The 26,403-nt window shown below is 69.1% G+C and carries 22 protein-coding genes; 11 read left to right on the forward strand and 11 right to left on the reverse strand.

What is annotated here, in order from left to right; translation table 11 throughout:
• A partial coding sequence (locus tag ACWEBX_RS29000) for a GMC oxidoreductase (RefSeq protein WP_451887748.1) occupies positions 1 to 1,041 on the forward strand: 1,041 nt, incomplete at its 5' end.
• A 68-nt stretch (positions 1,042 to 1,109) separates the two neighbouring features.
• Here ACWEBX_RS29000 and ACWEBX_RS29005 read toward each other — a convergent pair.
• Complete coding sequence (locus ACWEBX_RS29005) at positions 1,110 to 1,589, reverse strand: carboxymuconolactone decarboxylase family protein (RefSeq protein WP_451887766.1); 480 nt, start codon at positions 1,587 to 1,589, stop codon at positions 1,110 to 1,112.
• 9 nt (positions 1,590 to 1,598) lie between these two features.
• On the reverse strand, positions 1,599 to 2,672 hold the full coding sequence (locus ACWEBX_RS29010; RefSeq protein WP_451887749.1) for an NAD(P)H-dependent amine dehydrogenase family protein: 1,074 nt from the start codon (positions 2,670 to 2,672) through the stop codon (positions 1,599 to 1,601).
• A 101-nt stretch (positions 2,673 to 2,773) separates the two neighbouring features.
• Here ACWEBX_RS29010 and ACWEBX_RS29015 point away from each other — a divergent pair, with 101 nt between their 5' ends.
• Positions 2,774 to 3,394: an L-threonylcarbamoyladenylate synthase gene (locus ACWEBX_RS29015; RefSeq protein WP_451887750.1), complete on the forward strand. Its 621-nt coding sequence runs from the start codon at positions 2,774 to 2,776 to the stop codon at positions 3,392 to 3,394.
• Between the two features lie 82 nt (positions 3,395 to 3,476).
• Here ACWEBX_RS29015 and ACWEBX_RS29020 read toward each other — a convergent pair whose 3' ends face one another.
• Both ACWEBX_RS29020 and ACWEBX_RS29025 read right to left on the reverse strand, forming a co-directional pair.
• Entirely contained in the window at positions 3,477 to 5,867 is a 2,391-nt protein-coding gene (locus tag ACWEBX_RS29020; RefSeq protein ID WP_451887751.1) for a M4 family metallopeptidase, read from the reverse strand.
• A gap of 394 nt (positions 5,868 to 6,261) precedes the next feature.
• The gene (locus ACWEBX_RS29025) at positions 6,262 to 7,107 is read right to left on the reverse strand and encodes an SMP-30/gluconolactonase/LRE family protein (protein WP_451887752.1); all 846 of its coding nucleotides are present in this window, start codon (positions 7,105 to 7,107) and stop codon (positions 6,262 to 6,264) included.
• A gap of 191 nt (positions 7,108 to 7,298) precedes the next feature.
• Between ACWEBX_RS29025 and ACWEBX_RS29030 the strand changes: the two genes are divergently transcribed.
• Both ACWEBX_RS29030 and ACWEBX_RS29035 read left to right on the forward strand, forming a co-directional pair.
• Complete coding sequence (locus ACWEBX_RS29030) at positions 7,299 to 9,578, forward strand: MMPL family transporter (protein ID WP_451887753.1); 2,280 nt, start codon at positions 7,299 to 7,301, stop codon at positions 9,576 to 9,578.
• A 123-nt stretch (positions 9,579 to 9,701) separates the two neighbouring features.
• On the forward strand, positions 9,702 to 10,283 hold the full coding sequence (locus ACWEBX_RS29035) for a GNAT family N-acetyltransferase (protein ID WP_451887754.1): 582 nt from the start codon (positions 9,702 to 9,704) through the stop codon (positions 10,281 to 10,283).
• On the opposite strand, the gene ACWEBX_RS29040 is transcribed toward ACWEBX_RS29035, so the two are convergent.
• Positions 10,244 to 10,480: a DUF6296 family protein gene (locus ACWEBX_RS29040; protein ID WP_355766665.1), complete on the reverse strand. Its 237-nt coding sequence runs from the start codon at positions 10,478 to 10,480 to the stop codon at positions 10,244 to 10,246. The two genes, ACWEBX_RS29035 and ACWEBX_RS29040, sit on opposite strands and share 40 nt — an antisense overlap.
• A 188-nt stretch (positions 10,481 to 10,668) precedes the next feature.
• Between ACWEBX_RS29040 and ACWEBX_RS29045 the strand changes: the two genes are divergently transcribed.
• Positions 10,669 to 13,401 (forward strand): SpoIIE family protein phosphatase, encoded by a 2,733-nt coding sequence (locus ACWEBX_RS29045; RefSeq protein ID WP_451887755.1) that lies wholly within the window; start codon positions 10,669 to 10,671, stop codon positions 13,399 to 13,401.
• A gap of 248 nt (positions 13,402 to 13,649) precedes the next feature.
• Here the strand turns inward: ACWEBX_RS29045 and ACWEBX_RS29050 are convergent, their stop codons facing one another.
• On the reverse strand, positions 13,650 to 15,299 hold the full coding sequence (locus ACWEBX_RS29050; protein WP_451887756.1) for an MFS transporter: 1,650 nt from the start codon (positions 15,297 to 15,299) through the stop codon (positions 13,650 to 13,652).
• 423 nt (positions 15,300 to 15,722) lie between these two features.
• Between ACWEBX_RS29050 and ACWEBX_RS29055 the strand changes: the two genes are divergently transcribed.
• The gene (locus ACWEBX_RS29055) at positions 15,723 to 17,162 is read left to right on the forward strand and encodes an MFS transporter (RefSeq protein ID WP_451887767.1); all 1,440 of its coding nucleotides are present in this window, start codon (positions 15,723 to 15,725) and stop codon (positions 17,160 to 17,162) included.
• 59 nt (positions 17,163 to 17,221) lie between these two features.
• Positions 17,222 to 17,446, forward strand: coding sequence for a cold-shock protein (locus ACWEBX_RS29060; RefSeq protein WP_451887757.1), 225 nt, complete (start codon positions 17,222 to 17,224; stop codon positions 17,444 to 17,446).
• Between the two features lie 154 nt (positions 17,447 to 17,600).
• On the opposite strand, the gene ACWEBX_RS29065 is transcribed toward ACWEBX_RS29060, so the two are convergent.
• Complete coding sequence (locus ACWEBX_RS29065; protein ID WP_451887758.1) at positions 17,601 to 18,521, reverse strand: MBL fold metallo-hydrolase; 921 nt, start codon at positions 18,519 to 18,521, stop codon at positions 17,601 to 17,603.
• A gap of 116 nt (positions 18,522 to 18,637) precedes the next feature.
• Complete coding sequence (locus ACWEBX_RS29070; protein ID WP_451887759.1) at positions 18,638 to 19,144, reverse strand: hypothetical protein; 507 nt, start codon at positions 19,142 to 19,144, stop codon at positions 18,638 to 18,640.
• Between the two features lie 694 nt (positions 19,145 to 19,838).
• Between ACWEBX_RS29070 and ACWEBX_RS29075 the strand changes: the two genes are divergently transcribed.
• Both ACWEBX_RS29075 and ACWEBX_RS29080 read left to right on the forward strand, forming a co-directional pair.
• Entirely contained in the window at positions 19,839 to 21,068 is a 1,230-nt protein-coding gene (locus ACWEBX_RS29075; protein WP_451887760.1) for an ISL3 family transposase, read from the forward strand.
• Positions 21,069 to 21,141: 73 nt separating this feature from the next.
• Entirely contained in the window at positions 21,142 to 21,438 is a 297-nt protein-coding gene (locus ACWEBX_RS29080) for a transposase (protein WP_451887761.1), read from the forward strand.
• Between the two features lie 55 nt (positions 21,439 to 21,493).
• Here the strand turns inward: ACWEBX_RS29080 and ACWEBX_RS29085 are convergent, their stop codons facing one another.
• The gene (locus tag ACWEBX_RS29085) at positions 21,494 to 22,018 is read right to left on the reverse strand and encodes a hypothetical protein (protein ID WP_451887762.1); all 525 of its coding nucleotides are present in this window, start codon (positions 22,016 to 22,018) and stop codon (positions 21,494 to 21,496) included.
• Positions 22,019 to 22,649: 631 nt separating this feature from the next.
• On the opposite strand from ACWEBX_RS29085, the gene ACWEBX_RS29090 reads away from it, so the two are divergent.
• Complete coding sequence (locus ACWEBX_RS29090) at positions 22,650 to 22,934, forward strand: hypothetical protein (protein ID WP_451887763.1); 285 nt, start codon at positions 22,650 to 22,652, stop codon at positions 22,932 to 22,934.
• Between the two features lie 300 nt (positions 22,935 to 23,234).
• Here the strand turns inward: ACWEBX_RS29090 and ACWEBX_RS29095 are convergent, their stop codons facing one another.
• Together ACWEBX_RS29095 and ACWEBX_RS29100 are read right to left on the reverse strand one after the other, a co-directional pair.
• Positions 23,235 to 23,489, reverse strand: coding sequence for a hypothetical protein (locus tag ACWEBX_RS29095; protein ID WP_403427152.1), 255 nt, complete (start codon positions 23,487 to 23,489; stop codon positions 23,235 to 23,237).
• A 338-nt stretch (positions 23,490 to 23,827) separates the two neighbouring features.
• Positions 23,828 to 25,192, reverse strand: coding sequence for a pyridoxal phosphate-dependent decarboxylase family protein (locus ACWEBX_RS29100; protein ID WP_451887764.1), 1,365 nt, complete (start codon positions 25,190 to 25,192; stop codon positions 23,828 to 23,830).
• 116 nt (positions 25,193 to 25,308) lie between these two features.
• On the opposite strand from ACWEBX_RS29100, the gene ACWEBX_RS29105 reads away from it, so the two are divergent.
• On the forward strand, positions 25,309 to 25,797 hold the full coding sequence (locus ACWEBX_RS29105) for a MarR family winged helix-turn-helix transcriptional regulator (protein WP_451887765.1): 489 nt from the start codon (positions 25,309 to 25,311) through the stop codon (positions 25,795 to 25,797).
• Positions 25,798 to 26,403 lie beyond the last annotated feature (606 nt).

The raw sequence follows: 26,403 nt of genomic DNA on the forward strand, positions 1-26,403 counted from the left end.
GGCCTCATCGACCCGGCGTGGTTCGACACCACCGACTGCTACCAGTACGCGCGGGTCGGCCGGAAGCAGGCCCAGCGCTCGGGCTTCCCCTTCGTCTTCGTGCCCGACGTGTACGACTGGGACTACATGAAGGCGGAGGCCGCGGGCACCGTCACCAAGTCGGCCCTCGCCGGGGAGATCCTCTACGGCAACAACTACGGCAAGAAGTCGCTCCAGAAGACCTACCTGGCCCAGGCCACGGCCACCGGGCGGGTCACCATCTCACCGCTGCACAAGGTCACTTCGGTCGCGCCCGCGTCCGGCGGCGGCTACACGGTCCTGATCGACCAGATCGACACCACCGGTGGCACCACGGCCACGAAGACGGTGACCGCGGACCGGGTGTTCTTCGCGGCCGGCAGCGTCGGGACGAGCAAACTCCTGGTCCGGCTGAAGGCGACCGGCGCGCTGCCCGGCCTCAACGGCGAGATCGGCAAGGGCTGGGGCGACAACGGCAACGTCATGTGCGGGCGCGCCAACCACCTGTGGGATCCGACCGGTTCGCTCCAGGCCAGCATCCCCTGCGGGGGCATCGACAACTGGACCGCGGGCGGCGCGTTCGCCGAGGTCGCGCCGCTGCCCACCGGCATCGAGACCTGGGCGTCCTTCTACCTGTCCATCACCAAGAACCCGAACCGCGCCCAGTTCACCTGGAACGCCGCGACCGGGGCCGTCGACCTCAACTGGCAGACCGCCTGGAAGCAGCCGGCCATCGACATGGCGAAGACGATCTTCGACAAGATCAACGCGAAGGAGGGAACGATCTACCGGACCGATCTCTTCGGCGTGTACAAGATCTGGGGCGACCATCTCACCTACCACCCGCTCGGTGGCGCCGTACTCAACAAGGCCACCGACAACTACGGCCGCCTGCTGGGACATTCGGGCCTGTACGTCATCGACGGCGCGCTGATTCCGGGCAACACCAGCGTCAACCCGTTCGTCACCATCACCGCCCTCGCCGAACGGAACATCGAGAACATCATCGCCGTGGACCTCTAGGCGGTGCGGACCCCGAGAGGGGTCCGGATCCGCTCAGGGGGCCGCGGCAGTCTGCCGGCCGCACGCGTTCAGTGGGTCGGCAGCACGCACACGGCGTCCAGTCCCAGCACATGGTTGAGCCGGCCGAACGCCAGCCAGGAGCCGACGCTCATGGTCAGTTCCACGATCTCCCGCTGGCTGTACAAGGCCGTCATCCGTGTCCAGAAATCCTCGTCAAGACCGTGGTGATCCAGGGCGTACCGCTCCGCGTACTCGGCGGCCAGCCGCGTACGGTCGTCGAAGGCATCGGTGGTACGCCACTGGGTCACCGCGTCCGCGAACTCCTCCTCGACCTTCAGGCCGTCGCGCTCCGTACGCCAGTCGAGGCAGAACAGACACCCGTTGATCTGCGCGATACGCAGCCGGGCGGCCTCGAACTCGCGCAGGCCCAGGGTCGTGTGCTCGTACACCGACAGGGAGAAGTTCGCGGCGGCCATGCCGATGCCGGGCACCATCTCGCCCCAGACGTATCCGATCGGTTCCTGTCCTTCGGGAATGTCGACGCGCAGGGTCATGGGTCACTTCCTTCCGAGCCGGCCGACTGCGGGACGCAGCGGGACGTCGAGTGCGTCGTAGAGTCCTGGCTCCGCGTCCACCAGCCAGTCGATGGCGCCGACCAGGCGGCCGACCGCGGTGGCGTTCCCGCCCGCGGACCGGTTCTCGCCCTCGTCGGTGGCCGCGACGGTGACCTCGATCCGCGGGCGGCCCTCGATGATCACCCGGTGGGCGCCGTCGCCGTCGGGCGGCGAGGGCCAGTCCGGTGCGCAGGAGGCGTGGATACGGGTGATGTGCTCGATGACGATCCGGGGCTCGCCCCCGACGATCCCCCGCACCTCGAAGCGGACCGCGCCCTGCGTGCCGGCCGCGAACTCGCCCATGGTGCGGGTGCTCACGGTGCCGGTCAGCGGGCGGCGCTCCATCGTCTCGGTGATGTCGTCGAGTTCGACGCCGAGGGCCCGTGCCATGAGCCGTATCTGGCCGCCCCACACCATCGTCGGGATCGACGGGGCGAGCATCAGCGGCTCGTAGTCCATGGGCTGCCCCATGCCGACCAAGTACCGTACGGACTCCTCCTGTTCGTACGTGGAGTAGTCGAAGATCTCCTGGCAGCGGATGGCGTCGATCGTGGTGCCCAGACCGCTGATCAGCAGGGGCAGGACGTCGTTGCCCCAGCCCGGATCGACTCCGGAGACGAACAGGGAGCCGCCCCCGTCGGCGATGGCGGCGAGCACGGGGTCCCGGAACTCGGGCGGGGCGCTGCGCTGGTCGTAGAGCGGATAGAGGGCGGGTGTGACGACCACCGCGCCGGCCCGGATCGCCCCGGCGATGTCGGCGAGGGCCTCGTCGGGGCGGATGTCGCCGGTGGCCGCGTAGACGACGGCTCCAGGCCCCGAGGCCAGGACCGCGTCGATGTCGTCGCTCGCCGCGACGCCGAGGCCGTGACCGAGTCCGGCGAGCTCGCCCGCGTCACGGCCGACCTTGCCGGGGTCGTGGACGAGCACGGCCGCGAGTTTCAGTTTCGGGTGGGCCTCGACGGCGCGGATGGCCGCGCGGCCGACATTGCCGGTACCCCAGACCACCGTGGAAATCATGCGGCGGAGGGTAGCGAGACGGCCTCGAGGTTCCTATAGCCGCGACCGGGGAGAGTTCCGGGCGCCGACGAGAACGACCCGACAGGCCCTAGTCTCGCAACATGGCCAAGTACTTCGACGTTCACCCGGAGAACCCGCAGCGGCGCGTCATCACGCAGGTGGTGGAGATCGTCCGCAGCGGCGGGCTGATCGTCTATCCGACGGACTCCTGCTTCGCTCTCGGTTGCGCGCTCGGCAACCGGGACGGTATCGACCGCATCCGCTCGATCCGACAGCTCGACGAGCGCCACCACTTCACGCTCATGTGCGAGGACTTCGCCCAGCTCGGGCACTTCGTACGGATCGACAACGCGGTCTTCCGCACGGTCAAGGCGGCTACGCCCGGCCGCTACACGCTCATCCTCCCGGCGACGAAGGAGGCTCCGCGCAGGCTGCTGCACCCGAAGAAGAAGACCGTCGGGGTGCGGATCCCCGATCACGCGGTCGCGCAGGCGATCCTGGCCGAACTCGGCGAGCCGCTGCTGTCGAGCACCCTGCTCCTGCCCGACGAGGACAAGCCGCTGACCCAGGGCTGGGAGATCAAGGACCGCCTCGACCACGTGGTCGACGCCGTCATCGACTCCGGCGACTGCGGCACCGAGCCGACGACCGTGGTCGACTTCTCCACCGCGGAGCCCGAGCTCGTACGCCTCGGAGCCGGCGACCCCTCCCGGTTCGAGTAGGTCCCGGAAACGGCGCGCGACGTGGGTCGTCCTCGCGGAGGACCCACGTCGCGGCCGATGCGGAGATGTCAGGTACGGCGGGTCAGCTCGTCGTCACGGCGGTGTCGTCCACGACGAAGCTGGTCTGGAGCGAGGAGTCCTCGACTCCACTGAACTTGAGGCTCACCGTGGTGCCGGCGAACGAGGACAGGTCGAAGGTCTTCTGCGTGTAGCCGGTGGCCTTGTTGAGGTTGGAGTAGGTCGCCAGCGTGGTCGATCCGGCGGTGACCGTCAGCTTGTCGTACTGCGAGCTGGTGGTGGTCTCCGCGGTGTCGATGTGCAGCCAGAAGGTGAACGACGCCTTGCAGCCGCTGGGGATGGTCACCGACTGGGAGAGCGTGTCGGTGTGCGTGGAGCCGTAACCGTCCAGCCAGGCCTTGTACGAGCCGCCGTGGGACGCCTCACCGGAGTCGGTGGTGATGACTCCGCTGGTCGCGGTCCAGGTGGTGGCGCCGGACTCGAACCCGGGGTTGCCGAGCAACTGCGACGAGGTGCAGGTGCCGCCGCCGGTGGGACTGACGGTCCAGGTGAACGACGCGGTGCCGGTCGCCCCGGTGCTGTCCGTGACGGTCACCGTGGTGCTGTAGGTGCCGGCGGTGGTCGGGGTCCCGGTGATCGCGCCGGTGGAGCCGCTGATCGACAGCCCGGTGGGCAGGCCGCTGGCGGAGTACGTCAGGGAGCCGCTGTTGGTGCTGCTGGCCGAGACCTGCAGGCTCACCGCGGTCCCCACGGTGGAGGACTGGCTGCCCGGGTTGGTGACGGTCACACCGCTGGTCGGCGGGGTGACGTGACCGCCGACGGCGATGCCCGCGAAGGCGTTCGCCACACCCGCGTACTGGGTGGAGCTCGCGCCGTACAGCGCGGTCGCGGCGTTCAGCGCGGCGGTGCGGGCACCCGCGTAGTTGGTGGTGGACGTCATGTACGTCGTCAGTGCCTTGTACCAGATCTGCAGCGCGGCGGCGCGGCCGATGCCGGCGACGGCGACACCGTCGGAGGTCGAGCTGTTGTACGTGACCCCGTTGATGGTCTTGGAGCCGCTGCCCTCGGAGAGCAGGTAGAACATGTGGTTCGCCGGGCCCGAGGAGTAGTGGACGTCCAGGTTGCCGACGCCGGAGTACCAGGAGTCGGCGGAGGAACCGTCCTTGGACGGCTTGTCCATGTAACGCAGCGGCGTACCGTCGCCGTTGATGTTGATCTTCTCGCCGATGAGGTAGTCGCCCACGTCGGTCGAGTTGTTGGCGTAGAACTCCACACCGGTGCCGAAGATGTCGGAGGTCGCCTCGTTCAGACCGCCGGACTCACCGGTGTAGTTCAGACCCGCGGTGTTGGAGGTGACACCGTGGCTCATCTCGTGGCCCGCGACGTCGAGCGAGGTCAGCGCGTGGGTGCTGCTGGTTCCGTCGCCGTAGGTCATGCAGAAGCAGCTGTCGTCCCAGAAGGCGTTGACGTACGCCGTGCTGTAGTGGACGCGCGAGTAGGCGGCGACGCCGTTGTTCTTGATGCCGCTGCGCCCGAAGGTGTTCTTGTAGAAGTCCCAGGTCGTCTGGGCGCCGTAGGCGGCGTCCGCGCCGGCGGTCTGGGTGTTGGAACCCGCGCCGGTGCCCCAGACGTCGTCGGCGTCCGTCATCAGCGTGCCGGTGCCGGACGTGCCGTTGTTCAGCGAGTACGTCTTGTGGCTGCCACGGGTGGAGTCCGTGAGCTGGTACGTCGATCCCGACAGCGTGGTGTTCAGCGTGACCGTGCCGCTGTACTGGGTGTTGCCGGTGCCGGTCTGGATCCCCTCGTACCGGGTGATCTCCTTGCCGGTGGTGGCATCGGTGATGACGTGCAGCTTGCTCGGCGTGCCGTCGTCCTGGACACCGCTGACCACGGTCTCCCAGGCGAGCCGGGGGGTGCCGGTGCCGGCCCAGACGACCTTGCGGGCGCTGTCCGTCGCGGGCTTCTCCGCCTTCAGCACCTTGGCCGCCTTGAGGGCCTGGGCCCCGGCGGCGGACTTGGTCACGGACGCGGTGGTGCTCGCGACCTTGATGGCGTGCTTGTTGGCGAAGGTCGTGCTCACCGTGCCGGTGGCCTGCGAGGCGGGCGGGGTGTGCACCACGAGGTCGCCGCCGAGCACCGGGAGGCCGGCGTAGGTGCGCTCGTAACGGGTGTGCAAGGTGCCGTCGTTGTCCTTGACGACGTCCTTGACGACCAGCTTCTCCTTCGAGCCGAGGCCAAGCGTGCCGGCGGTCGCGGTGGTCTGCTTCGATGCCTTCGTCAGCAGCGCCGTGTGCTGGGCCGGGGTGAGCTTTGCCTCAAGTCCCCCCGTGCGGAGGGGGGTTGTGTGGGGGGCGGGCTTGGCGACTGCCGGGACCGTCTGTATGCCGACGGCCAGGAACGCGGCGGTGGCCACCATGGCACCGGCCGCCGTCGCCTGACGGGGGAAACGTCTCACTCGTACTCCTACGCCTTCGGCCGCGGTCGGCGGCCGGTGACAGACCGGACAGACGGGATGTGCTGTCCGGGAAGCGCTGAGCAGGGCGCGCGGGAACGCGGCTGTGGGAAGACCATGGACGACCTGTCCCACAGGTGTGGGAAGGATTGCACTTTTGACCTAGCCATGACATGGCGTCACCGGCGATCGAGGGTTATCCCTACGCCCCCGCGCCGAAACCCCCGCCGCCCACGGCCGCTGATGGAACGACAGCTCTGCTGTGGCGGCTGAAAGAAGACTGCTCTGCCGCGGCCACTGCCAGAACGGACGACTCCGGCGCGGCGGCTGACAGAACGACAACTCGGCCGCGGCCGCTGGCGGAACGACGGCTCCGCCGCGGCCGTGCGGAACCCCGTCAGGGCCGGCCCGCTCCCGGCACCTCGACGCGGGTGGCGAGGACCTGACCGGAGCCGGGCTCCACCGGCGCGGACTCCGTCATGCCGCGCCAGACGGCGGCCACGACGAACAGCGTCCTCCTGTCCTGGCCGCCCAGTGCGCAGGCGAAGCCGCCGCGGTCGAGGCCCACCCGGTCCAGGACGGCGCCGCCCTCGGCGACGCGCACACAGCACCGGCCGGGCACGTCGGCGTACCAGACGGCGTTCTCCGCGTCGGCACAGATACCGTCCGGGACGCCCTCCCCCAGGTCGGCCCAGACCCGGCGGCCCGACAGAGCGCCGTCCGGGCCGATGTCGAAGGCGACCAGACCGTGCCGGTAGGAGTCGGCGACGATCAAAGTGGAACCGTCGGGGGTCACGGCCATCCCGTTGGGGAACGCGATGTCGTCGGCCACCTCACACACCGAACCGTCCGGGGTGACCAGCGAGACCGAGCCCGCCGCGAAGGCCTCACCCGCCATCGGGTCGAACCCCGCCCTGTTGACGTAGATGTTTCCCCGGCCGTCGACCACGATGTCGTTCCAGCCGGGCCGGCCCAGGTCCGCGTGCGTGGCCAGGGAGCCGTCGGGCTCCCGTCGGAGCAGCACGCCCTCCGCCGAGGAGACGATCAGCATGCCGTGGTCGGGGTGCCAGTCGGTGCACAGCGGCAGCGAAGCCACCCGCGCGATCACCTCGACGCGCCCGTCGGCCGGATCGAGGGCGAGGACCTCGCCCGCGGTCCAGTCGGAGAAGTAGAGCCGGCCTCCGTGCCAGCGCGGCGACTCGACCAGCCCGCGTCCTTCGAGCAGCGTCCGCATCTCGTCCATCCCCATCGCATCCTTCGCTCGGACCGGTCCGGCACCGGTGTCCCACTTCCAGAACGAACGGACACCGGCCGGATCGACAGATCCCGGACCGTCGAAGGGCACGGAGCGGCCGTGATCCTCGGCGGGCCGCGGTGATCGTCACATCGTTTAATGACCAAGTCGGAGGAGTCGTCCTCGAGCAGGAGCTGCCCATGTCGGCGACACAAGCCCCTTCAGCCAGCGGGCGGACCAGGCCCGGGGTACTGCAGCGGCTGGGTGAGTGGTGCGCCCGCCATTTCGTGATCGTCATCGTGGCGTGGCTCGTCGCCCTCGGCGTGCTCCAAGGGCTGAACCACTCGTTCGGCGGACAGTACTCCGACAACTTCCAACTGCCGGGAGTGCAGTCCACCGAGGGGCTGGACGTCCTCAAGGAGCACGATCCGGCGGCGGGCGGCTACAGCAGCCAGATCGTGCTGCGCGACACGCAGAAGCCGCTGACCGAGCTGAGTTCCCAGATGAGCCAGACCGTCAGCTCCCTGGAGAAACTTCCGCACGTCCTGTCGGCGCAGAACCCGCTTCCGCCGCCCGGCTCCCAGCCGTCCTCGGGGCAGTCCCAGCAGCAGAACGTCGGGCCGCTGTCCAGCGACGGGAAGACCGGCTACATCACGGTCCGTTTCGACGTGCAGCCCTCGACCCTCGGCGACGACTACCTCCACGGCGTGGACAAGGCCGTCCAGCCGCTGCGGTCCGCGGGAGTCGACGTCGAGTACGGCGGGCCACTGGGCGAACTGGCCAGGCCCGCGGCGAACGACAAGATCAGCGAACTGATCGGGTTCGCGGTGGCGATCGTCGTCCTGCTCGTCGGGTTCGGCAGTGTCATCGCGGCGGGCCTGCCCCTCTTGACCGCCCTGGTCAGCGTCGTGGGCGGGCTGGCCATCCTCGGCCTGCTCGCCGCCGCGACCACCTTCGCGACGGTGTCACCGACGCTCGCCACCATGATCGGCCTGGGCGTCGGTATCGACTACGCCCTGTTCCTGAGCACCCGTCACCGGCAGAACCTCGTGAACGGGGCCGACCCGGTGCGGGCGGCGGGCCGGGCCACCACCACCAGCGGACGGGCCGTCCTGGTCTCGGGCTGCACCGTGATCATCGCCCTGGCCGGGCTGTCCGTCTCCGGTGTCTCGTTCATCAGCAAGCTCGGCCTCGCGGCGGCCGTCACGGTCGTCTCGGCGGTGGCCGGCGCGCTGACCCTCGTCCCCGCCCTGCTCGGGCTCATCGGCAACCGCATCGACCGCTACCACGTGCGCACGCCGATCGCGGAGACGAACGCCGAGCCCGGCGCGCCCGTCACCGGCACCTGGCACCGCTACGCGCAGCGCGTCGAGCGGCGGCCCTGGTGGTTCCTGACCGGTGGCCTGCTCACGGTGCTCATTCTGGCCATCCCCGTGTTCACCATCCAGCTCGGGCACATCGGTGACGGCGCCGACCCGACCTCCTTCACTGACCGGCGGGCGTTCGACATCATGTCGGACTCCTTCGGGCCCGGTTCCAACGGCCCGCTGACGGTCGTCATCGACCAGACGGACGTACCGTCGGACAAGCGTTCCGCGCTGGCGTCACAGGCGCAGAAGACGGTGAACGACGTGTCGGGGGCGGCCGTGGTCACCCCGCTGACGGCCACCCAGGACGGGGACGTGCTGGTGGGCACCGTCTACTCCAAGGTCTCCCCGCAGAACCAGGACACCACGGATCTGACGAACCGCCTGGTGGACGACACCCTGCCGAAGGCCGTGTCCGGGTACACCGCCAAGGGCTATGTCACGGGGACGACGGCCGCGCAGGTCGACTTCCGCAACATCGTCGCGAGCCGGCTGCCCCTCATCATCCTCGTGGTGGTCGCGCTGGCCTTCATCATCATCCTGATCGTCTTCCGCGGCATTCTCGTCGCGCTCAAGGCGGCGATCCTCAACGTGCTGTCCATCGCCGCCTCCTACGGTGTCGTCGTCGCCGTCTTCCAATGGGGCTGGGGCGGGCCGGCGCTCGGGGTCTCGGGCAAGGTGCCCATCGAGAGCTATGTGCCGATGATGATGTTCGCGATCATCTTCGGGCTCAGCATGGACTACGAGATCTTCCTCCTGTCGCGGGTCCACGAGTTCTGGCTGCGCAGCGGGGACGCGAAGGCGAGTGTCGCGCACGCCCTGGAGATCACCGCCCGCGTGATCACCTGTGCCGCGCTGATCATGATGAGCGTCTTCGCCGCGTTCATCGTGAGCGACAACATCGTCGTCAAGATGCTCGGCCTCGGACTCGCCGTGAGCGTGCTGATCGACGCGACGGTCGTACGACTCCTGATGGTCCCGGCGGTGATGACCCTGCTCGGCCCCCGTGCCTGGTGGACACCACGCTGGCTGGACCGGATCCTCCCGCACATCGACCCCGAGGGCGACGAGCCCGACCTTCCGGCTCCCACCGGCCCACCGGCGGGCGGCTGAGACCCGTACCTGCGCCCACGGACGCGGGGCGCGTGCCGGTTCCTTCCCCCGCCCCGCTCCCGCCCCCGCCCCCGCGGAGGAAATGCGGGTGCTCCGGACGGTACGGATCCCTAGCATGACCGGATGCCCCGCATCGAACGCCTCCGTCCGGGCCACGCGCCCGCCCTGCTCTCGTTCGAGCGGGAGAACCGCGCCTATTTCGCCGCGACGATCCCCGACCGCGGCGACGCCTTCTTCGAGCGGTTCGACGCCCTCCTCGGCGAGCGTCTGGCCGAACAGGCCGCGGGAGGGTCCCACTTCCACCTCGTGGTGGACGACACCGGCGCGGTGCTGGCCCGCGTCAACCTGATCGATGTGGTGCACGGTTCGGCCGACCTCGGCTACCGCGTCGCCGAGCGGGCCACGGGGCGGGGGCTCGCCACGGCCGCCGTACGGGAGATGTGCGCCCTGGCCGCCGGCGCGTACGGCCTGAGCACCCTGCGCGCGCGCACGACCGCCGACAACAAGGCGTCCCGGACGGTTCTGGCCCGCACCGGATTCCTCGTCACCGGCGAGATCGAGCTGAACGGACGTCCGGGACTTCGCTTCTCACGCGAGCTCCCCGCCGCCGGCCCCGCCGGATTCCCGGCAACCGGGGCCGTGCTTCCGGCGGGGCGCGCGGCCCGTCAGGACAGTGGTTCGGCGGCAGGGTTGATCGGCGACTGATAGGCACCACTGGCCAGCATGCGGACCTCGCCAGCCGGGCTGATCTCGGCGCGGAGGATGCCCGTGTGATCGCTGTACACCGGGTTGCCACCCGGCCCCTGGGCAGTCGTCCGCTCGACGACCACCTCATCCGTCACCATGCGTGCGTCCGGTCCGGGATGGGTGAAGGTCAGCCGGTAGCGGTCCACAGTCTTCATCAGGCCCTCCGCGCCGAAGCGACAAATTCAGGTAATCGGGACTTTGTCTCCATCATGCGTCCCCGCACCCGCGGGCCGCTTCGCCCGCGCCGGGCCGCCCGCCGACCGGCGGAACGCCCGGCGGGGGCATCCGGTCACCGTGCGTGACGCCTCTCGCCACGGGACGCCGGGCAGTGTAGACATAGCTCATGGTCGGACTATTGGGTCGAACCCGGGCTCAGTCGACCCGCCGCCCCAGTACAGCGCGCCCCCAGCGCGGGCGACACGACGGCAAGCACAGGAACGGCCCGTCCAACGGGCTACGCTCCGCCATCGGCGGGCGCAGTGTCGCCGGACAGGTGTTCGTCCTGCAAGTGGTGATCGTGCTGCTCCTGGTCGTCGCCGCGGTGGTCGCACTGGTACTCCAGGTGCGGCATGACACGACGCAGGAGGCCCGCAACCGCTCGCTCGCCGTCGCGGAGACCTTCGCCAACGCCCCCGGCACCCGCGCCGCCCTAGACGCCCCCGACCCCACGGCCGTGCTGCAGCCCAGCGCCGAGGCCGCCCGCAAGGCGTCGGACGTGGACTTCATCGTCGTGATGAACACCGACGCGATCCGCTACACCCACCCCAAGCCCGACCGGATCGGCAAGAAGTTCATCGGAACCACCGCACCCGTCCTGGCCGGCCACTCCGTCGTCGAGCAGGTCAACGGAACCCTCGGACCGCTGGTGCAGGCCACCGTCCCCGTCGAGGCACCCGACGGCAAGGTCGTCGGCATGGTGTCGGCCGGCATCACCACGAAGAACGTGGGCGGCGCCGCCGACCACCAGCTCCCGCTCCTGCTGGGCGCCGCCGCCGCGGCGCTCGCCCTGGCGACCGCGAGCACCGCGCTGGTGAGCCGACGCCTGCTGCGCCAGACGCACGGCCTCGGCCCGTACGAGATGACCCGGATGTACGAGCACCACGACGCCGTGCTGCACTCCGTCCGGGAAGGAGTGATCATCGTCGGCGCGGAGGGGCAGTTGCTCCTGGCCAACGACGAGGCGAACCGCCTGCTCGACCTGCCCGGAGACGCCGAGGGACAGCACGTCCAGGGGCTCGGCCTCGACTCGGGCACCGCCGAACTGCTGGCCTCCGGGCGCGTCGCCACCGACGAGGTCCATCTCGTCGGGGACCGGCTCCTGGCCATCAACCAACGGCCCACACACCTGCGCGGCGGACCGGCCGGCAGCGTCGCCACGCTCCGTGACTCCACGGAACTGCGCGCGCTCTCCGGCCGGGCGGACATCGCCCGCGAACGGCTCAAACTCCTCTACGACGCCGGCGTGCGCATCGGCATGAGTCTGGACGTCACCAGGACGGCCGAGGAACTGACGGCGGTCGCGGTCCCCCGGTTCGCCGACTTCGTGACCGTGGACCTGGCCGACGCCGTGCTGAACGGGCAGGAGCCGGACGCGGGCACCGGGCTGCGCCGCACCGCCTCCGGCGGCATCCGCGAGGACGCGCCGCTCTATCCGGTCGGCGAGCACATCGGCTTCGTACCGTCCTCCCCGCAGGCCCACAGCCTGCGCACCGGAGAGGCCGTGGTCGAACCCGATCTCGGTGGTGCCCCGGGCTGGCTGGCCCAGGACCCGAAGCGCACCGCACAGGTCGTCGACTACGGAATCCACTCCCTCATCACCGTCCCCCTGCGCGTCGGCCCCCTGGTCATGGGCGTGGTCAACTTCTGGCGCTCCGAGAAGCCCGACCCCTTCGACGTGGACGATCTCGCCCTCGCCGAGGAACTGGTCGCCCGGGCGGCGGTCTCCATCGACAACGCGCGCCGCTACACGCGCGAGCACACGATGGCCGTGACCCTGCAGCGCAGCCTCCTGCCGCGCACCCTGCCCCACCAGAGCGCCCTCGACCTCGCCTACCGCTATCTGCCGGCGCAGGCGGGGGTCGGCGGCGACTGGTTCGACGTACTGCCGCTGTCCGGGGCCCGGGTCGCGGTCGTCGTCGGCGACGTGGTCGGCCACGGGCTGCTGGCCGCCGCGACGATGGGCCGGCTGCGTACGGCGGTCCACAACTTCTCCGCCCTCGACCTGCCGCCCGACGAACTGCTCGGACTTTTGGACGAGCTGGTCGGCCGGATCGACCAGGACGAGCTCCCCGAGGACAGCAGGGCCGCCGTCACGGGCGCCACCTGCGTGTACGCCGTCTACGACCCGACGACGCGGCGCTGTACCGTCGCCCGCGCCGGACACCCGCCGCCCGCGGTGATCCACCCGGACGGCAGCGTCGAGTTCCCCGACGTGCCGGCCGGCCCGCCGCTCGGCCTGGGCGGTCTCCCGTTCGAGACGGCCGAGCTGGAACTGGAGGAGGGCAGCCGGCTGGTGCTGTACACGGACGGCCTGGTCGAGGACCGGGAACGGGACATCGACGTCGGGCTCGACATGCTGCGCACGGCGCTGGCCGGAGCCGACCGCTCGCCTGAGGACACCTGCCAGACCGTGCTGAGCGCCCTCCTGCCGGACCGGCCGAGCGACGACATCGCCCTGATCGTGGCGCGTACCCACGCCCTCGATCCCGACAGGATCGCCTCCTGGGAGGTACCGTCCGAACCGGCCGCCGTGGGCGAGGTGCGTGCGTCGGTCAGCCGGCAACTGGCGCGCTGGGGGCTCGAGGAGCTGACGTTCACCACCGAGCTGATCCTCAGCGAGCTGGTGACCAACGCGATCCGCTACGGCAACGGGCCCATCCGGGTCCGCATGCTGCTGGACCGGGCGCTGATCTGCGAGGTCTTCGACGGCAGCAACACCTCACCGCATTTGCGGTACGCGGCGACGACGGACGAAGGCGGACGGGGCCTTTTCCTGGTCGCCCAGCTCACCGACCGCTGGGGCACGCGCTACACCCCCGAGGGCAAGGTCATCTGGGCCGAGCAGCCGCTGCCCTGAGGTCGGGTGGGGTTGGGCCTCCGGGCGGCGACGGCACGGCGAGGGCCGGACAGCGGGCGGGAAGAGGCCGGGCGCTCGACCGGGGCTTCTTCTGAAACTCAGCCTGAGCTTCTGGAATCATTCCAGGCTTCTGGATTGAGCCCGGGCTTCTGGACGCATCACAGGCTTCTGGACTGCGCCCGGGCTCCTGAATTCATCTCGGGCTTCTGGAATTCATCCCAGGCTTCTGGATTCGGCCGGGGCCTGGATCAGCCGGGGGCGGACGGTCCGCCGTCCCGGGTGTCCGACTCCCCCGACTCCCCCATCGGGGTCGCGCCTGCCGAAGCGCCCTCCGCGCCGCCGGCTCCGTCCACGGGTGTCATCGCGGCGGCGCCTCCCTGGAGCCTCTCCAGGTCGGAGGGGCGCACCTGGATGACGATCAGGGCGACCAGCGCGGCGACGACCGCGAACGCGGCGGCGGCAACGAACGCTCCCGAGATGCCGGACGTCAGCACCTGGCTGCTCCAGGGCGCCGGAAGCTGTCCCGTCCTGCGGAACTGCAGTTGCTGTGCCGGGGTCGCGGTCGACAGGAAGTTCGCGACCTGGTCCGTGGCCTCGTTACGGCTCGCCGTGCCGAAGACCGTGACCAGCACGGACAGGCCGAGCGATCCGCCGACCTGCTGGGTGGCGTTGAGGATGCCGGAGGCGGCGCCCGTGTCCTTGGGTTGCACCCCGGACACCGCCATCAGTGTCAGCGACACGAACTGCAGGCCCATGCCGAAGCCGAAGACCAGGGTGGGTCCGAGGATGCTGCCGAGATAGGTGCTGTCGACGTCGGTCAGCGTCAGCCAGCCGAGGCCGAGGGCGGCCAGGATCGCGCCCACCGCCATGAAGGGTTTCGGACCCCACCGGGGCAGCAGATTCGAGGCGACCCCCGCGCCGATCGCGATGATCACGCTCACCGGCAGGAAGGCGAACCCTGCCTTGAGCGGGCTGAACCCGAGGATGTTCTGCACGAACAGCGTCAGGAAGAAGAACATCCCGAAGATGGCGGCGGACAGGCTGAGCATCATCGCGTAGACGCCCGAGCGGTTGCGGTCGCGGAACATCCACAGCGGCGTGATGGGCTGTCTCGACCGGCGTTCGACGGCGATGAACGCGATCAGGAACACCAGGGCCGCTCCGAAGGACGCCAGGGTGAGGGGGTTGCTCCAGCCCTTCTCCGAGGCCCGGATGAAGCCGTAGACCAGCAGCACCATGCCGAGCGTGGACGTGATGGCGCCCAGGAAGTCGAAGTGGCCCGGGTGCCGCTCGGATTCCTTGATGTAGCGGGGGGTCGCGAGCACGATCAGCAGGCCGATGGGGACGTTCACGAAGAACACCCAGCGCCAGTCGAGCCATTCGACGAGGATGCCGCCCGCGAGCAGCCCGATCGCGCTGCCGCCCGCGGAGACGGCGGCGAACACGCCGAACGCCCGGTTGCGCTCGGGTCCTTCACGGAAGGTGGTGGTGATCAGCGACAGGGCCGTGGGTGAGGCGATGGCGCCGCCGACGCCCTGCAGCGCGCGAGCGGCGAGCAACTGCCAGGCGTCCTGGGAGAGTCCGCCGAGCAGCGACGCGAACACGAACAGCAGCACGCCGAACATGAACATCCGGCGTCTGCCGAGGATGTCGCCGGAGCGTCCGCCGAGCAGCAGCAGGCCGCCGAAGGTCAGCGTGTAGGCGTTGATCACCCAGGACAGGTTCTCGGTCGAGAAGCCGAGCGAGGTCTGGATGTGCGGCAGCGCGATGTTCACGATGGTGATGTCGAGAACCACCATGAGCTGGCAGGAGGCGATGACGAGGAGTGCGATACCTCTGCCTCGGCCCCGCTGCGGGGATTCGGCAGACTCGGAGGATGTCACGTGATCGGCCGTCATCGAAAGTGGCCCTGCATCGCGGGTCGGCGGTGAACATGGGTGCTCACTCCATCGACGTTAAGCCTGCCCGCCCCGCCTCACCAATCGATCAACGACCGGGCCCGGGATCCCGCTCCCACCTGGCCCGTTGCCCCAGCAGGGACGACGCGGACAGGACGCCGAGGGCCGCGGCCACGGTCGGTACGCCGTAGTCGAGCGGCCGGTGCGCGGGGGTGCCGAGCAACAGACCGCGCGGAGAATCGACTTGAGAAGCTGATGCCGAGCCAGGCCCCTGCGCGTGCGTCGTGCCGTACGCCGCGCGGCCGGTCGCCGGGGTCGCGTCGCCGGGCTGCGGGGCGACCCGGCGCGTGTGAACCTGCCGGTGTGGATGTCCAGGCACGCGACGCGGGACCCGGAGGCGCACGCCGGTCGGCGCCGGCTGCTGTGCTGATCGCGACGTGCGTCTCGACTCTGGTGGTCAACGCGAACACCTCAGCGGTGAGCATCCTGCTTCCGGCGATCAGCGCGGACACCGGAACGTCGCTGGATGTCCTGCAGTGGGCCGTCACCGGGTACTCACTCGTGGGAGCCGCGGTGATCGTCACCTCGGGGGCCCTCGGCGACGTGTTCGGACGGCGCCTGGTCTTTCTCGGCGGCCTGGCGCTGTTCATCGCCTCCTGCGTGCTCATCGCGCTGTCCGACAGTGGAGGCGGCGTGATCGCGGGCCGGGCGATCCAGGGGGCGGCGGGGGCGACGATCCTGGCCTGCGGAATGAGCCTGTTGTCCGTGTCCACCTCGGGAGAGGGACAGGTGCGGGCGGTGACGCTGTGGGGTGGTGCGTCGGCGGTGGGCGCCGCGGCCGGGCCGTTGCTCGGCGGCCTGCTCGTGGACGGCACGGGATGGCAGGGCTTGTTCTGGATCGACGCGGCGATCGCGCTCGCCTGCGTACCGGTCACCCTGAAAGGTGTCGCCGAATCCCGCGATCCGGATCGCAGCCGCTCGATCGACTTCGCGGGGACCGTGCTGATCGCCGGTGTACTCGCCCCGGCGCTGCTCGCACTCAGCGAGGGGGCCAGCTGGGGATGGACGTCAGCCGCGGTGCTGGGATGCTTCGCGCTGGCGTTGGTGTCGTGCGTGGCGTTCGTCGCGGTGGAGCGGCGGGTCGAGGCACCGCTGGTCGACCTGCGGCTGCTGAAGGATCGCGTACTGATCGGGGCGACGGTCGGGATCCTGTTGAGCGCGGGTGTCATCAACGGTCTGATGTACCTGGTCAGTCTCTACTTCCAGAACCCCGCCACGCTCGCGTTGAGCCCCTTCGAGGCGGGCCTCGCCACGCTGCCCGCGACGGTGGGTCTGATCGCGGTCACACCGCTCGTGCCCCGAATGGTCCAGCGGCTGGGCATCGGACCCGTGATCGCCGCCGGCTTCGCGGCGGCGACGGCCGGCTGTGTGCTGCTGTCCTTCGTCAAGGGCGACTGGCGCTACGCGGCCTTCGTCCTGCCGCTCGTGCTCCTGGCCGCGGGTCTGGGACTCGTCAACGGTCCGGCGAGTTCGGCGTCCACGTCGTCGGTGTCCGCCGACGATGTCGGAGCGGCATCAGGCATTTCGAACATGGCGCGATACATCGGTGCGGCGGCGTTCACGGCGGCCGTGGCGACGGTCAACGCGACGGTGGGACAGTCGCGGCGGTCGGAAGGCGACGGAGCGGCGGACGCGCTCGCGGCGGGCCTGTCCAGCGCGTGCGTGCTGCTCGCGATCGCGTCCGGGGTGGGCCTGCTCCTGTCGGTCCTGGCGGTCCGTGCCCGCCGACGCCGGGTCGGGCCGGGTGCCTACGGAGCAGCCGCGGCCTCGCACGCACTCACCGTCCCCGTCGAAAGCCAGTGACAGCGTGCGCGCTCGAAAACCACTTCGCCGAGGCGGAGGAAGACCGTAGGGTGCCGCCCATGGTGACTGCGACGGTCCGTGAGTGGAGCGACGAGGAGGGGTGGGGAGTGCTCGACTCCCCCGAGACCCCCGGCGGCTGTTTCGGCCATTTCGCCGACATCCAGGCGGCCGGCTTCCGCACGCTGTCACCCGGCCAAGAGGTGGACCTCACGTGGGAGGCCCCCGGCTTCAAGCAGGACGGGTACGACTACCGAGCGGTGAGCATCACACCTCGGCCTGCCTGACATCGACTGCTGTCCCGGGCTCGGTCAACCGTGGTACTCCGCGACCGCCGTGAGGTGTCGCCACAAGGTATCGAGGTACCGACGCCCGGTTCCCGCACCATCGCCTCCGCCTCCGCCTCCCCTGCGATCCTTCCAGGGGTTTGTGCTGCTCAGTTCACGTGAGACCGGCAAGGGGAGCGCTGGGTTGCCAGGAGACGGGCAGGACGACGTCGACGCCGTCACGGCGGGCCAGGGGCAGCAGTCGGCTCATGGTGGTGCCGAGGTCGTCGAACAGGTAGGGCATGGGGCGCAGCGGCCGGTCGAGGCCGAGGAAGAAGTCGTCCCAGTGCACCAGGATGACCCGCCTGGCCCCTGTCGCGGCCACGACCTCGTCCCAGTAGGTGTGCAGGAACTCGGCGGGCTGTTTGCCCAGCGTGCCGACGCCCAGGTAGACGACGTCGGCCTGGTGACCTCGCAGTGCTCCGGGCCGGTAGTTGGCGCTGGCTTGCAGCAGCACGCGGCCGTGGGGATGGGTGACGAGCACGGAGTAGGCGGTGCCGGTCTTCCAGGCACCGGCGCGCGCCGGCGGGACCAAGGGTTGATCGACGGTACCGGGGTAGTGGTCGCCCGGGCTGTGCACGGAGTCCAGGAAGGTCAGCGTGAAGCTGCCGTAGGTCGCGGTGTCGCCGTCGCCGACCACCCGCAAGGAGGACTCGGGGACCCCGAGGCCGCGCCCGATATTGGCGGTGGACTCCGACCCGACCAACTCGGCGCCGGTCTCCAGCGCCCACACCGGTGCGTCGAGGGCGTGGTCGTAGTGGGAATGCGCGCACATCACGGCGGCGAGGGTGTCCACCCGCAGGCGCTCGATGGCGGCACGGACCAGCGCTCGGTCCGGGGCGATCTTGCCCATGGCCACGCGCAGCATCCCCGGGCGGCTGACGAACCCGTCACTGAGCACCGAGGTCTGCCCGTCCGACAGCAGCACTGAACTGGTGCCCAGGAAATGAGCACTCAGCCCTTCACGGTGCGCAGCAGCGTGCTGCTGGTACGGCAGGTAGGGCCGCAGACTCGGGCGACCGATCGGCACCTTCATACGAGCATCCTCGAACCCCAGGGACGGGAGTGCCAACTCCGAACCTCGTGAGCCCGGCAGGTACTTCGCCATACACGAGCGTCCTCTCGGTCCGTCCTGGGCCCGTGGAAGGGTGCTCAACGATGGCCAACGTCGCGGCGCTGCTCCCGGACGGCTTTCATAAGTTCCTCGATGGCGGACTGGACTTCGCGGTCACGCAACTCGTCAATCGCTTCGAGAGCGGCGGCCGCGGCCTCACGAATGTCGTGGGGAAGCCCGTCGGAGGCCGTGAGTTGGTAGGCGGCCTTGCGGCGCGCCATGCGCTCGGCGGCGTCCACCGCGCCGGGGCCGGACAGCGGAAAGACGGAGGCACTGTATGCGGATATCCCCAGCACCATCATGTCCGCGATGCCGTCGGCGTACCCGAGCGCGGCGGCCTTCCCCTGGCCTTCACGAATGGTTGCGACGATGCGACGGCGGGACAGGGCCGTGCCCACGACGGCGCCGCCTCCCACGGAAAGGCCGCAGGTGACGGCGAGGAACGGCCCGCCCCAGGCGAAGCCGGTGAATCCTCCGAGGACCGCGAGCACGACCGTCCATGCAGCGGCTGTCCGGGAGCTTATTTGCTCGGGCGTGGTGTCCATGGTGGCAGTGTGCCAGCCGGGACGGACAAGCACCGGGGCCGCACAGGCCGTTGTCGGTCAGGGCCGGCCGGCTGTCCGCGCTGCCCGGGGATGCCTGCCCATGTGCGGCCAGTTCGGGGCCAGTTGGCTGGCGCGCACCTATCACCTATGGCAACGTCGAACGGGCTGAGGACTCCAGAGCCATTGCTGTACAGGTGCCGGCGCTGACGAGGAACGTGCCGGCCGCGTGCCAGGTCGAGCGGGGAACAGCGGGGACCCGGCCGCCAGCCAGGCCCCGTAACCACTCCGCCGCAGGTCAGCCCAGCAATCGGCCCCAGAAGACCCAAGCTTCTCAAGCTGGGTACTCCGACGTCGTGATCACACGCGGGCGTGTCTTGGCGATGTCGGCGAAATGCGCCCTGAACAGGACTGCTGCCAGCGGCTGTGGTCTCAGTTCTGGTCTCATTCGCTCCCGTCCAGCCCTGTCCAGAACGCTGATGACCATGCGCTCCGTCCCATGTCAGAACAGCCTGGCTTTGTTCAAGAGAACCGGGTTCTGGCACAGATCTTGGGGAGCGGTCACGGAGCGTTACCTCGGTGTTCGATTGCGAGGAGACGGTTCGCGTGAGACGGCGTACGCCTTGTCGTCCGGCAGCCGAGAATGACGCTTCCTCAGGTACCTGCCGGTCGCTGCTGTGGCCGGTTGTGGACGGTGATGGCGCTGGTCATGCAGACCAATGCACCGTTCTGGGACTCGCTGGTATTCGTAGGGATCGACGAGGTGGATGTCGAGGCGGTTACGGCCGTGTTCGGCACGGTCGAGGTGGTGGCGAAAGGTCGCGCGGCCGGGGCTGCATGTCCCGACTGCCGTCGATTCTCGGTCCGAGTCCACGACCGTTACGAGCGCAGGCTGAAGGACCTTCCGCTCGCTGATCAGGGCTTTGTCATCAGGCTGACGGTTCGGCGCTTCATCTGCGGGTCGGCGGACTGCCCGCGCCGGACATTCGCCGAGCCGTTCTCCCGGCTGACTGCCCCACATGCACGGTTCACCACGCGGCTCAACCACGCCCTGGAGCGAGTGGGGCTCGCGCTGGCCGGGCGAGCCGGCGCCCGGCTGGCCGCCCAGCTGGGCTTCGGAGCGGGACGGATGACCTTGTTACGCAGGGTCATGGCATTGCCCGATCCACGGTTCAGCACGCCGCGTGTGCTGGGCGTGGACGACTTCGCGATCCGTCGCGGCCAGACCTACTCCACCGTCTTGACCAGCATCGAAGACCATCGCGTGGTCGATGTGCTCCCCACTCGTGAAGCCGGGCCACTGGCTGCGTGGCTGATCCGCCACCCCGGCGTGGAGATCATCTGCCGGGACCGGGCCGGTGCTTACGCCGAGGGTGCCCGCCGCGGTGCCCCCGACGCTCTGCAGGTCGCCGACCGGTTCCATCTGTGGCATGGCCTCGGTCGAGCCGTGGAGACATGCGTCGCTGCCCACCGCGACTGCCTGCGCAACCCCTCGCCCAGCGGCATGCGGCCGAAGGCCACCCCGGATTCCGGCCGGCCGCAGGACGACGCGGAGCCCGTCGGCCGACGAGCCGAGCGAAAAAGGCAGCGCATGCCCTGGTCCACGACCTCCTTGCCCAAGGCCATTCACGCCGAGCGATCGCCCGGCATCTGGGCTGGGGCCTCAACACCGTCCTCCGGTACGCGAACGCCGCACGCTGGCAGGACACCATCCGCGAGAATCGGCCCCGACCCAGCAGACTGGACCCCTACAAGCTCTACCTGGAGCGACGCTTCGCCCAGGGATGCACCAGCGTCACCCACCTCCACAATGAACTTGTCGCCGACAACGCACCTGTCACCTACCAGATGGTCCGCGCCCACATCGCCACCCTCCGCAGGACTCCCGCCGGCGCGCCACCGCGACCGCCGACAGTGCGGCAGGTGACGGGCTGGCTCACCCGACACCCCACAACCCTGACCGAGGAAGACCGGGCCGGCCTGAAGGAGGTTCTGGCCCGTTGCCCGAACTGGACACAGCCGCCGAACACGTCCGCGCCTTCGGCGAGATACTTACCGACCGCCTCGGCTCCACACTCCCCACCTGGATCGACGCAGTCGATGCCAGCCAGCTACCCGGCCTCACCGGCTTCGCACTACACCTGCTCCGAGATCTCGACGCAGTGACCGCAGGGCTCACTCTCGACTGGAGCTCCGGGAGCATCGAGGGCGCCGTCAAACGCATCAAGAAGATCAAGCGGCAGCTCTACGGCCGAGCCGGATTCGAACTGCTCCGCAAGATGATCCTGCTCCAGTGACTCTGCCCGATCGCGACCTCAGATGTTGCGCCAGAAGCGCCTCGGATCCCACTCGTCAGAAGTGCGGCCCGACAGCGGGATGTGAGACCAAGGCACGTGCCGCGATCTGCAGTTGTGCTTCCCATACCGCCACGTCGAGCCCCAACGTGTACTCGATGCAGCACGCGCATGCCGGGAGGAGCGCCACGAATGCTTGCTCCTCAGCGGTCCCGACCTCCATCTCCGACCACTCGTCCGACGCCAACTCGGCAAGCTCCACCTCCCCGGCGGTGAATCGCGCGGCCAGCCTGTGCAGCGCGTATCGTCGGGCCAGGTGGCGATCGGGCAGAGTGATCCCCAATTCTTCAAGAGCCTGCTCGAATGTGTCACGGATGTCCCGGGCGTCCGCATGACGCGGCAGACCGGCGAGCTCGCACAGGGTCGGCGTGTCCATTCCCATCGCGAGTGCCTGGGCCGCGGTCATCGGCAGGTCTTCCGGACACACCTGATCCGCCTGATACAGCCACGCTGCCTCTACCAGGGGCGGATAGGCGCCGTGGACAGGGTTGTCAGGTTCGGGTGAGTCGTCTATCGCTGCCATGATGCATACGTTGTCAGCATGGCTCGCGAGAGTGCCCGGAATTTCGACTGTCCCGGCAAACCGCCCACGGGCTGACCCAACTCATGCTGTTGCCCAGTGACACTCCGCGACCGCTCCCCAAAATCTGTGCCAGAACCCGTTTGTTGTGAACAAAACCAACATCCCGTCCTTCACCGAACCCCCAGGCGAAGACCTGTAAGGCGTGTTGGTCTTGCACGGCCGAGCGGTGAGGCGTTGCGATCTTCGTCGACAACGCTCCCCATCCTGAGGATGATTGGCCACGCGTGGCTGAGGCTGGCGGGGTGCAACGAGGCATACGTGCGCCGGATAGGTCGACGCACCCGCCCTCGTGGCTGACTGTCGTCGGCTGAGGTTCAGACGGGGCGTGTCGAAGGCGCCGGCCGTCAGCCGATCGGGCCGACGCTGGGCCGTCTCTGGGCCGTCCGAGGTTGCTCAACAGCGGCGAATGACGACCAACGCCGACGACTACGCGTACGACCCCACCGCCCCTGAGCTGAGATGCAGCAGGTCGCCAAGATCCCCGGCAAGACCCAGGGCAAGAAGAAGTGAGCGCCCGCGCGCAAGCCCTTGCCCGCGACGACCCTCACATGGCGAGTGGGATCATCCATGGATGGCAGACATACGGCTCCCCTGCGGTTGGACTCTTCAGCAGATCCGCGACGTCTCGGGAGATCGAGAAGCTGTCGCCCTGGATCCCGATCGGCCAGTGAAGTGGGTCAGCGTCGGCGAGACCCACGAGATGCCACGCCCGGAGATCGTTCTCGGGTTCCACAGCCTGTGCCTCGTGAAGCCTGTCGATGACGACGACTGGTACATGGGCAGCCTGTACGACGACGGCAGCATCGACTGCTGGACCGCCTACGGCGACCTGTACGAGGCGCTACGCGGCCTCTAGGACCTGCTCTGCGGCGAGGCCGCGCTGAGTGTCTCACTGCGTGACAACACCGACGAACGCTGGCGAACGAGCGCGGACGCCTGCGGACCATCAGCCCAGGTGAGAGACGGATGCCCCGTGCAAGTTGCTTCGGGACGAAGAGGTCGTCGCGCAGGGTTCGGCCACTGTGCTTCCGTTATCGGACTTGCTCTGGTGGACGGCTCGCTTTTCATCCGCCGTCCGTGGCCGTCGTTTCACCCGTTGCCGAGAATCGCCCGCACGGAGAGCCTCGACCAGCAATCGGGGCTCTCTCGTGGCCGACTACACCTCGTTGAAGCCACGCGATGCGTCGTAGATGTCAGCTTCGATGACGACCACGAAGAAGCTCGTCACGACGTAGTGGACCATTACGCGGTCTTCCCAAGCCGCGCGCGTCACAGTGTCGGTCGTGTAGGCAAGGTGGCTGTCGGCACCTTCAGGCTCAGCTGCGATTCTGTCGACAAGGCGCAGGAACTTCTCCCGATCTGCCGTCGGCATGTAGTCACGGAACCGCACAACCTGCTCGGTGAACTGCACGCGTCTTTTCATCGAGGCAGGATCTTAGGGACAAGGCGCAGGACCCTGCAGGGAATATCGGTCGGGGCCTGCTGGCCTGCCTCAGACACAGGAGCCGTGCCAGTCGCGTGCCAGATCGTGCGGGAAACCACGGGGATCAGCGGGCACTGGCCTTGGGTGCGACCAAGACTCCTACGCCACTCCACTCCAGGTCAGCACAGCCACTGTCCCCAGAAGACCCAAAGTTCCCGAACTGAGGGCGTGGCCGCGTGCTCCGGCGCCCGGAGCAAACCGGGGCGGGAAGCCGGCGGGCCCTCTTGTTCCGTTTGTTCTCCGGGTCTGCCTGATGTGCCTCACTGTCAGTCGACTTGGGCCAGCTGCTCGACTCGGTTGTGCAGGTGCTCGACGTGGTGTTCGGATTCCGGCTTCATCAGGACGCTGCGCAGGATCCGGGCGCCGTCGGTGTCTGCGGTGATCTCGGGGTGGCGGGCGGTGAACGCTTCGTGGCCGGCTTTGAGGGTGCTGAGGTAGACGGGGTCGGGGCTGGTCATGCCGTCGGCGAGGATGCGAGCGGATGCTGCGTCGATGCCGGTGAGGGTCGCGGCGTCGACGATGGGGAAGTAGGTGACGATGTCCAGTTGGGGTGGCTGATAGAGCTCCAAGAGGTCGGATGCGTTGATCAGGTCAGCCCACTTCAGGGCGGCTCGCCGACCGGCTGCCAGGACCTGGCCGAGGCCGTCGAGGGTGGGCGGCAGGAGCTGGAAGGTAAGCCACAGAGCAGCTGCGGAGGCGCCGGCGCGGGAGCATTCCAGGCTGATCTCACCGAGGTGGAGCTCGGTGGAGGTGAAGTAGGTGTAGGGCGAGTCGTGGAGATAGAAGCGGCCCACCTCGGGGTCGCGGAAGAGGACTGCGCCGCAGCCGTACGGCTGTAGGCCGTGCTTGTGCGGGTCGACCACGACCGAGTCGCACTGCGCGATGGCCCGCCACGGCTCGGGCGGCAGGCCCTCCGGGCCGTCGGCACCGGCGAGGAGGGTGAAGAAGCCGCCGTAGGCGGCATCGACGTGGATGCGGACGCCGTAGCGCTCGGCGAGGGTCAGGGCCTCGTGGACGGGGTCGACGGCGCCCAGTCCGGTGGTGCCGGTGGTGAGAACGACGGTGCCCACCTGCCCGGTGCGCAGTACGTCTTCCAGCGCTTCGAGGTCCATGCGCCCCTGGCTGTCGGTGCGGACGGGGTGGCTCGTCATGCCCAGGACGTGGCACATGCGGCCGTGGGTGTAGTGAGCGTCAGCGCTGTGGGCGATGCCCCGGCCGGGGTGGAGTTCGCGGGCAACGAAGAGGGCTTCGAGGTTGGCGATCGTGCCGCTGGTGGTGAGGTGGCCGAGGTGGGTGTCGTAGCCGAACATCGCGGCGAGCTGCGCGACAGCCTCGCGTTCCATCACGGCAGTGGCAGGGCCACCGTCCAGGGCGTGGTTGTTGGGGTTGATCAGCATGGCGGTGAGGTAGCCGACCACCGCGGCGGGGTGCGGGGGCTTGAGCATCTGACCTGCGTAGTGCGGGTGGAAGAAGGGGTAGTTGCCCTTCAGCCGCCCGGTGAGCTCTGCGAAGACTGACGCGAAGCGGTCATCGTCCACCTTCAGGGACGGGTGGGGCTGGTAGGGGCCGAAGGTGTCGGCCCAGTCCTGTATCGCGTGGGTGGCTCGGCCGAGCCAGTGCTGCAGATCCACTGATCTCCCTCTCGCTCGCGGGTGTGCGATCACCATAGGATTTAGTTGCGTAGTCAGCAATTGATTGCTCAGCAATTGAGACAGCAGTAGGTGAGGAAGCAGTAAGGTCGACGACGATGAACGCCAACCCTCAGCGCAGCGACGAAGCCGCCCGCGCCGCCAACAGTCGGCTGGTCCGGGACTTCGGTCTGCTGATCAAGTCCGCCACCCGCCTGGAACAGCGCATCGACAGCGCGCTGCGACAGGAGTGCGGGATCAGCCACACCATGCTGGAGGTGCTGATAGGGCTCTGCCGTCGACCCGGCGAGGAGGTCTCCCAGCGGCAATTGGCCGACGACCTCACACTCACCAGCAGCGGCACCACCCGCCTGATCGACCGTATGGAGGAAGCCGACCTGGTCCGCCGCGTACCGTCCCCCGCGGACAGGAGGGTGGCCCTGGTGGAACCGACCACCGAGGGACGTACGGCATTCCTACGGGCCGCGGCCGTCCACGCCCGCGTGGTGGAGGAGTACTTCGTCAAGCCGCTGGCAACCGACGACTACGCGCGCCTGACCAGCGCGCTCAGCAAGATCGACCAGGCACTTCGCGAAGAAGCCACGTGAGAGGTCCCGAGCGACACCGGGCCCCGACGGAGCACCAGAGGCGATAACGCCCTACCGGCCGTCTCAGTTTCCGCCTCATTCAGAACCGCGTTCACGGCCGTTCAGACGAGACCGCCGCCCGTGACCGACTCGACGACCGGCCGCTCGTGAACGCCCCCGCAAACAGCCCACCAGCACGGCTGGAAAGAGTGCGCGTGCGTCTGACGCAGCGCTGTACTCAGTGCCCGGCCGGCGCCGGCAGGTCTCTCCTTGGCCATCGACGGAGCCCGACTGTTGGTTGGGCCCCGGGTCGCACCCGGCCCGCCCCAGACGAAGCCGCGGATGCAACTGCTCTGCAGAGCTGGAGACCTCGGAAGCCGGCCGCGCCGCCCAAGGTAGGTATCCGCTGGTCACGTCCGTGATCGCCCAACCTCGCTCCTCGAGCGGGTGTCGCAGGCCCTGACGGTCCGCGTGCCTCAGTGGCGCTGCTCGCTGTTCTTCACCGGCCGGCGGAACGCATCTCTGATACGCCACCACAGCTTGCGGGCGCGCGGGGTTTCGGTGGAGTGGCCGTTGCTCAACCAGACGCTGTCCGCGCTGCGGCCCAAGGGGGTGCCCTCGGGTGAG

Source organism: Streptomyces sp. NPDC005070, from assembly GCF_053600395.1.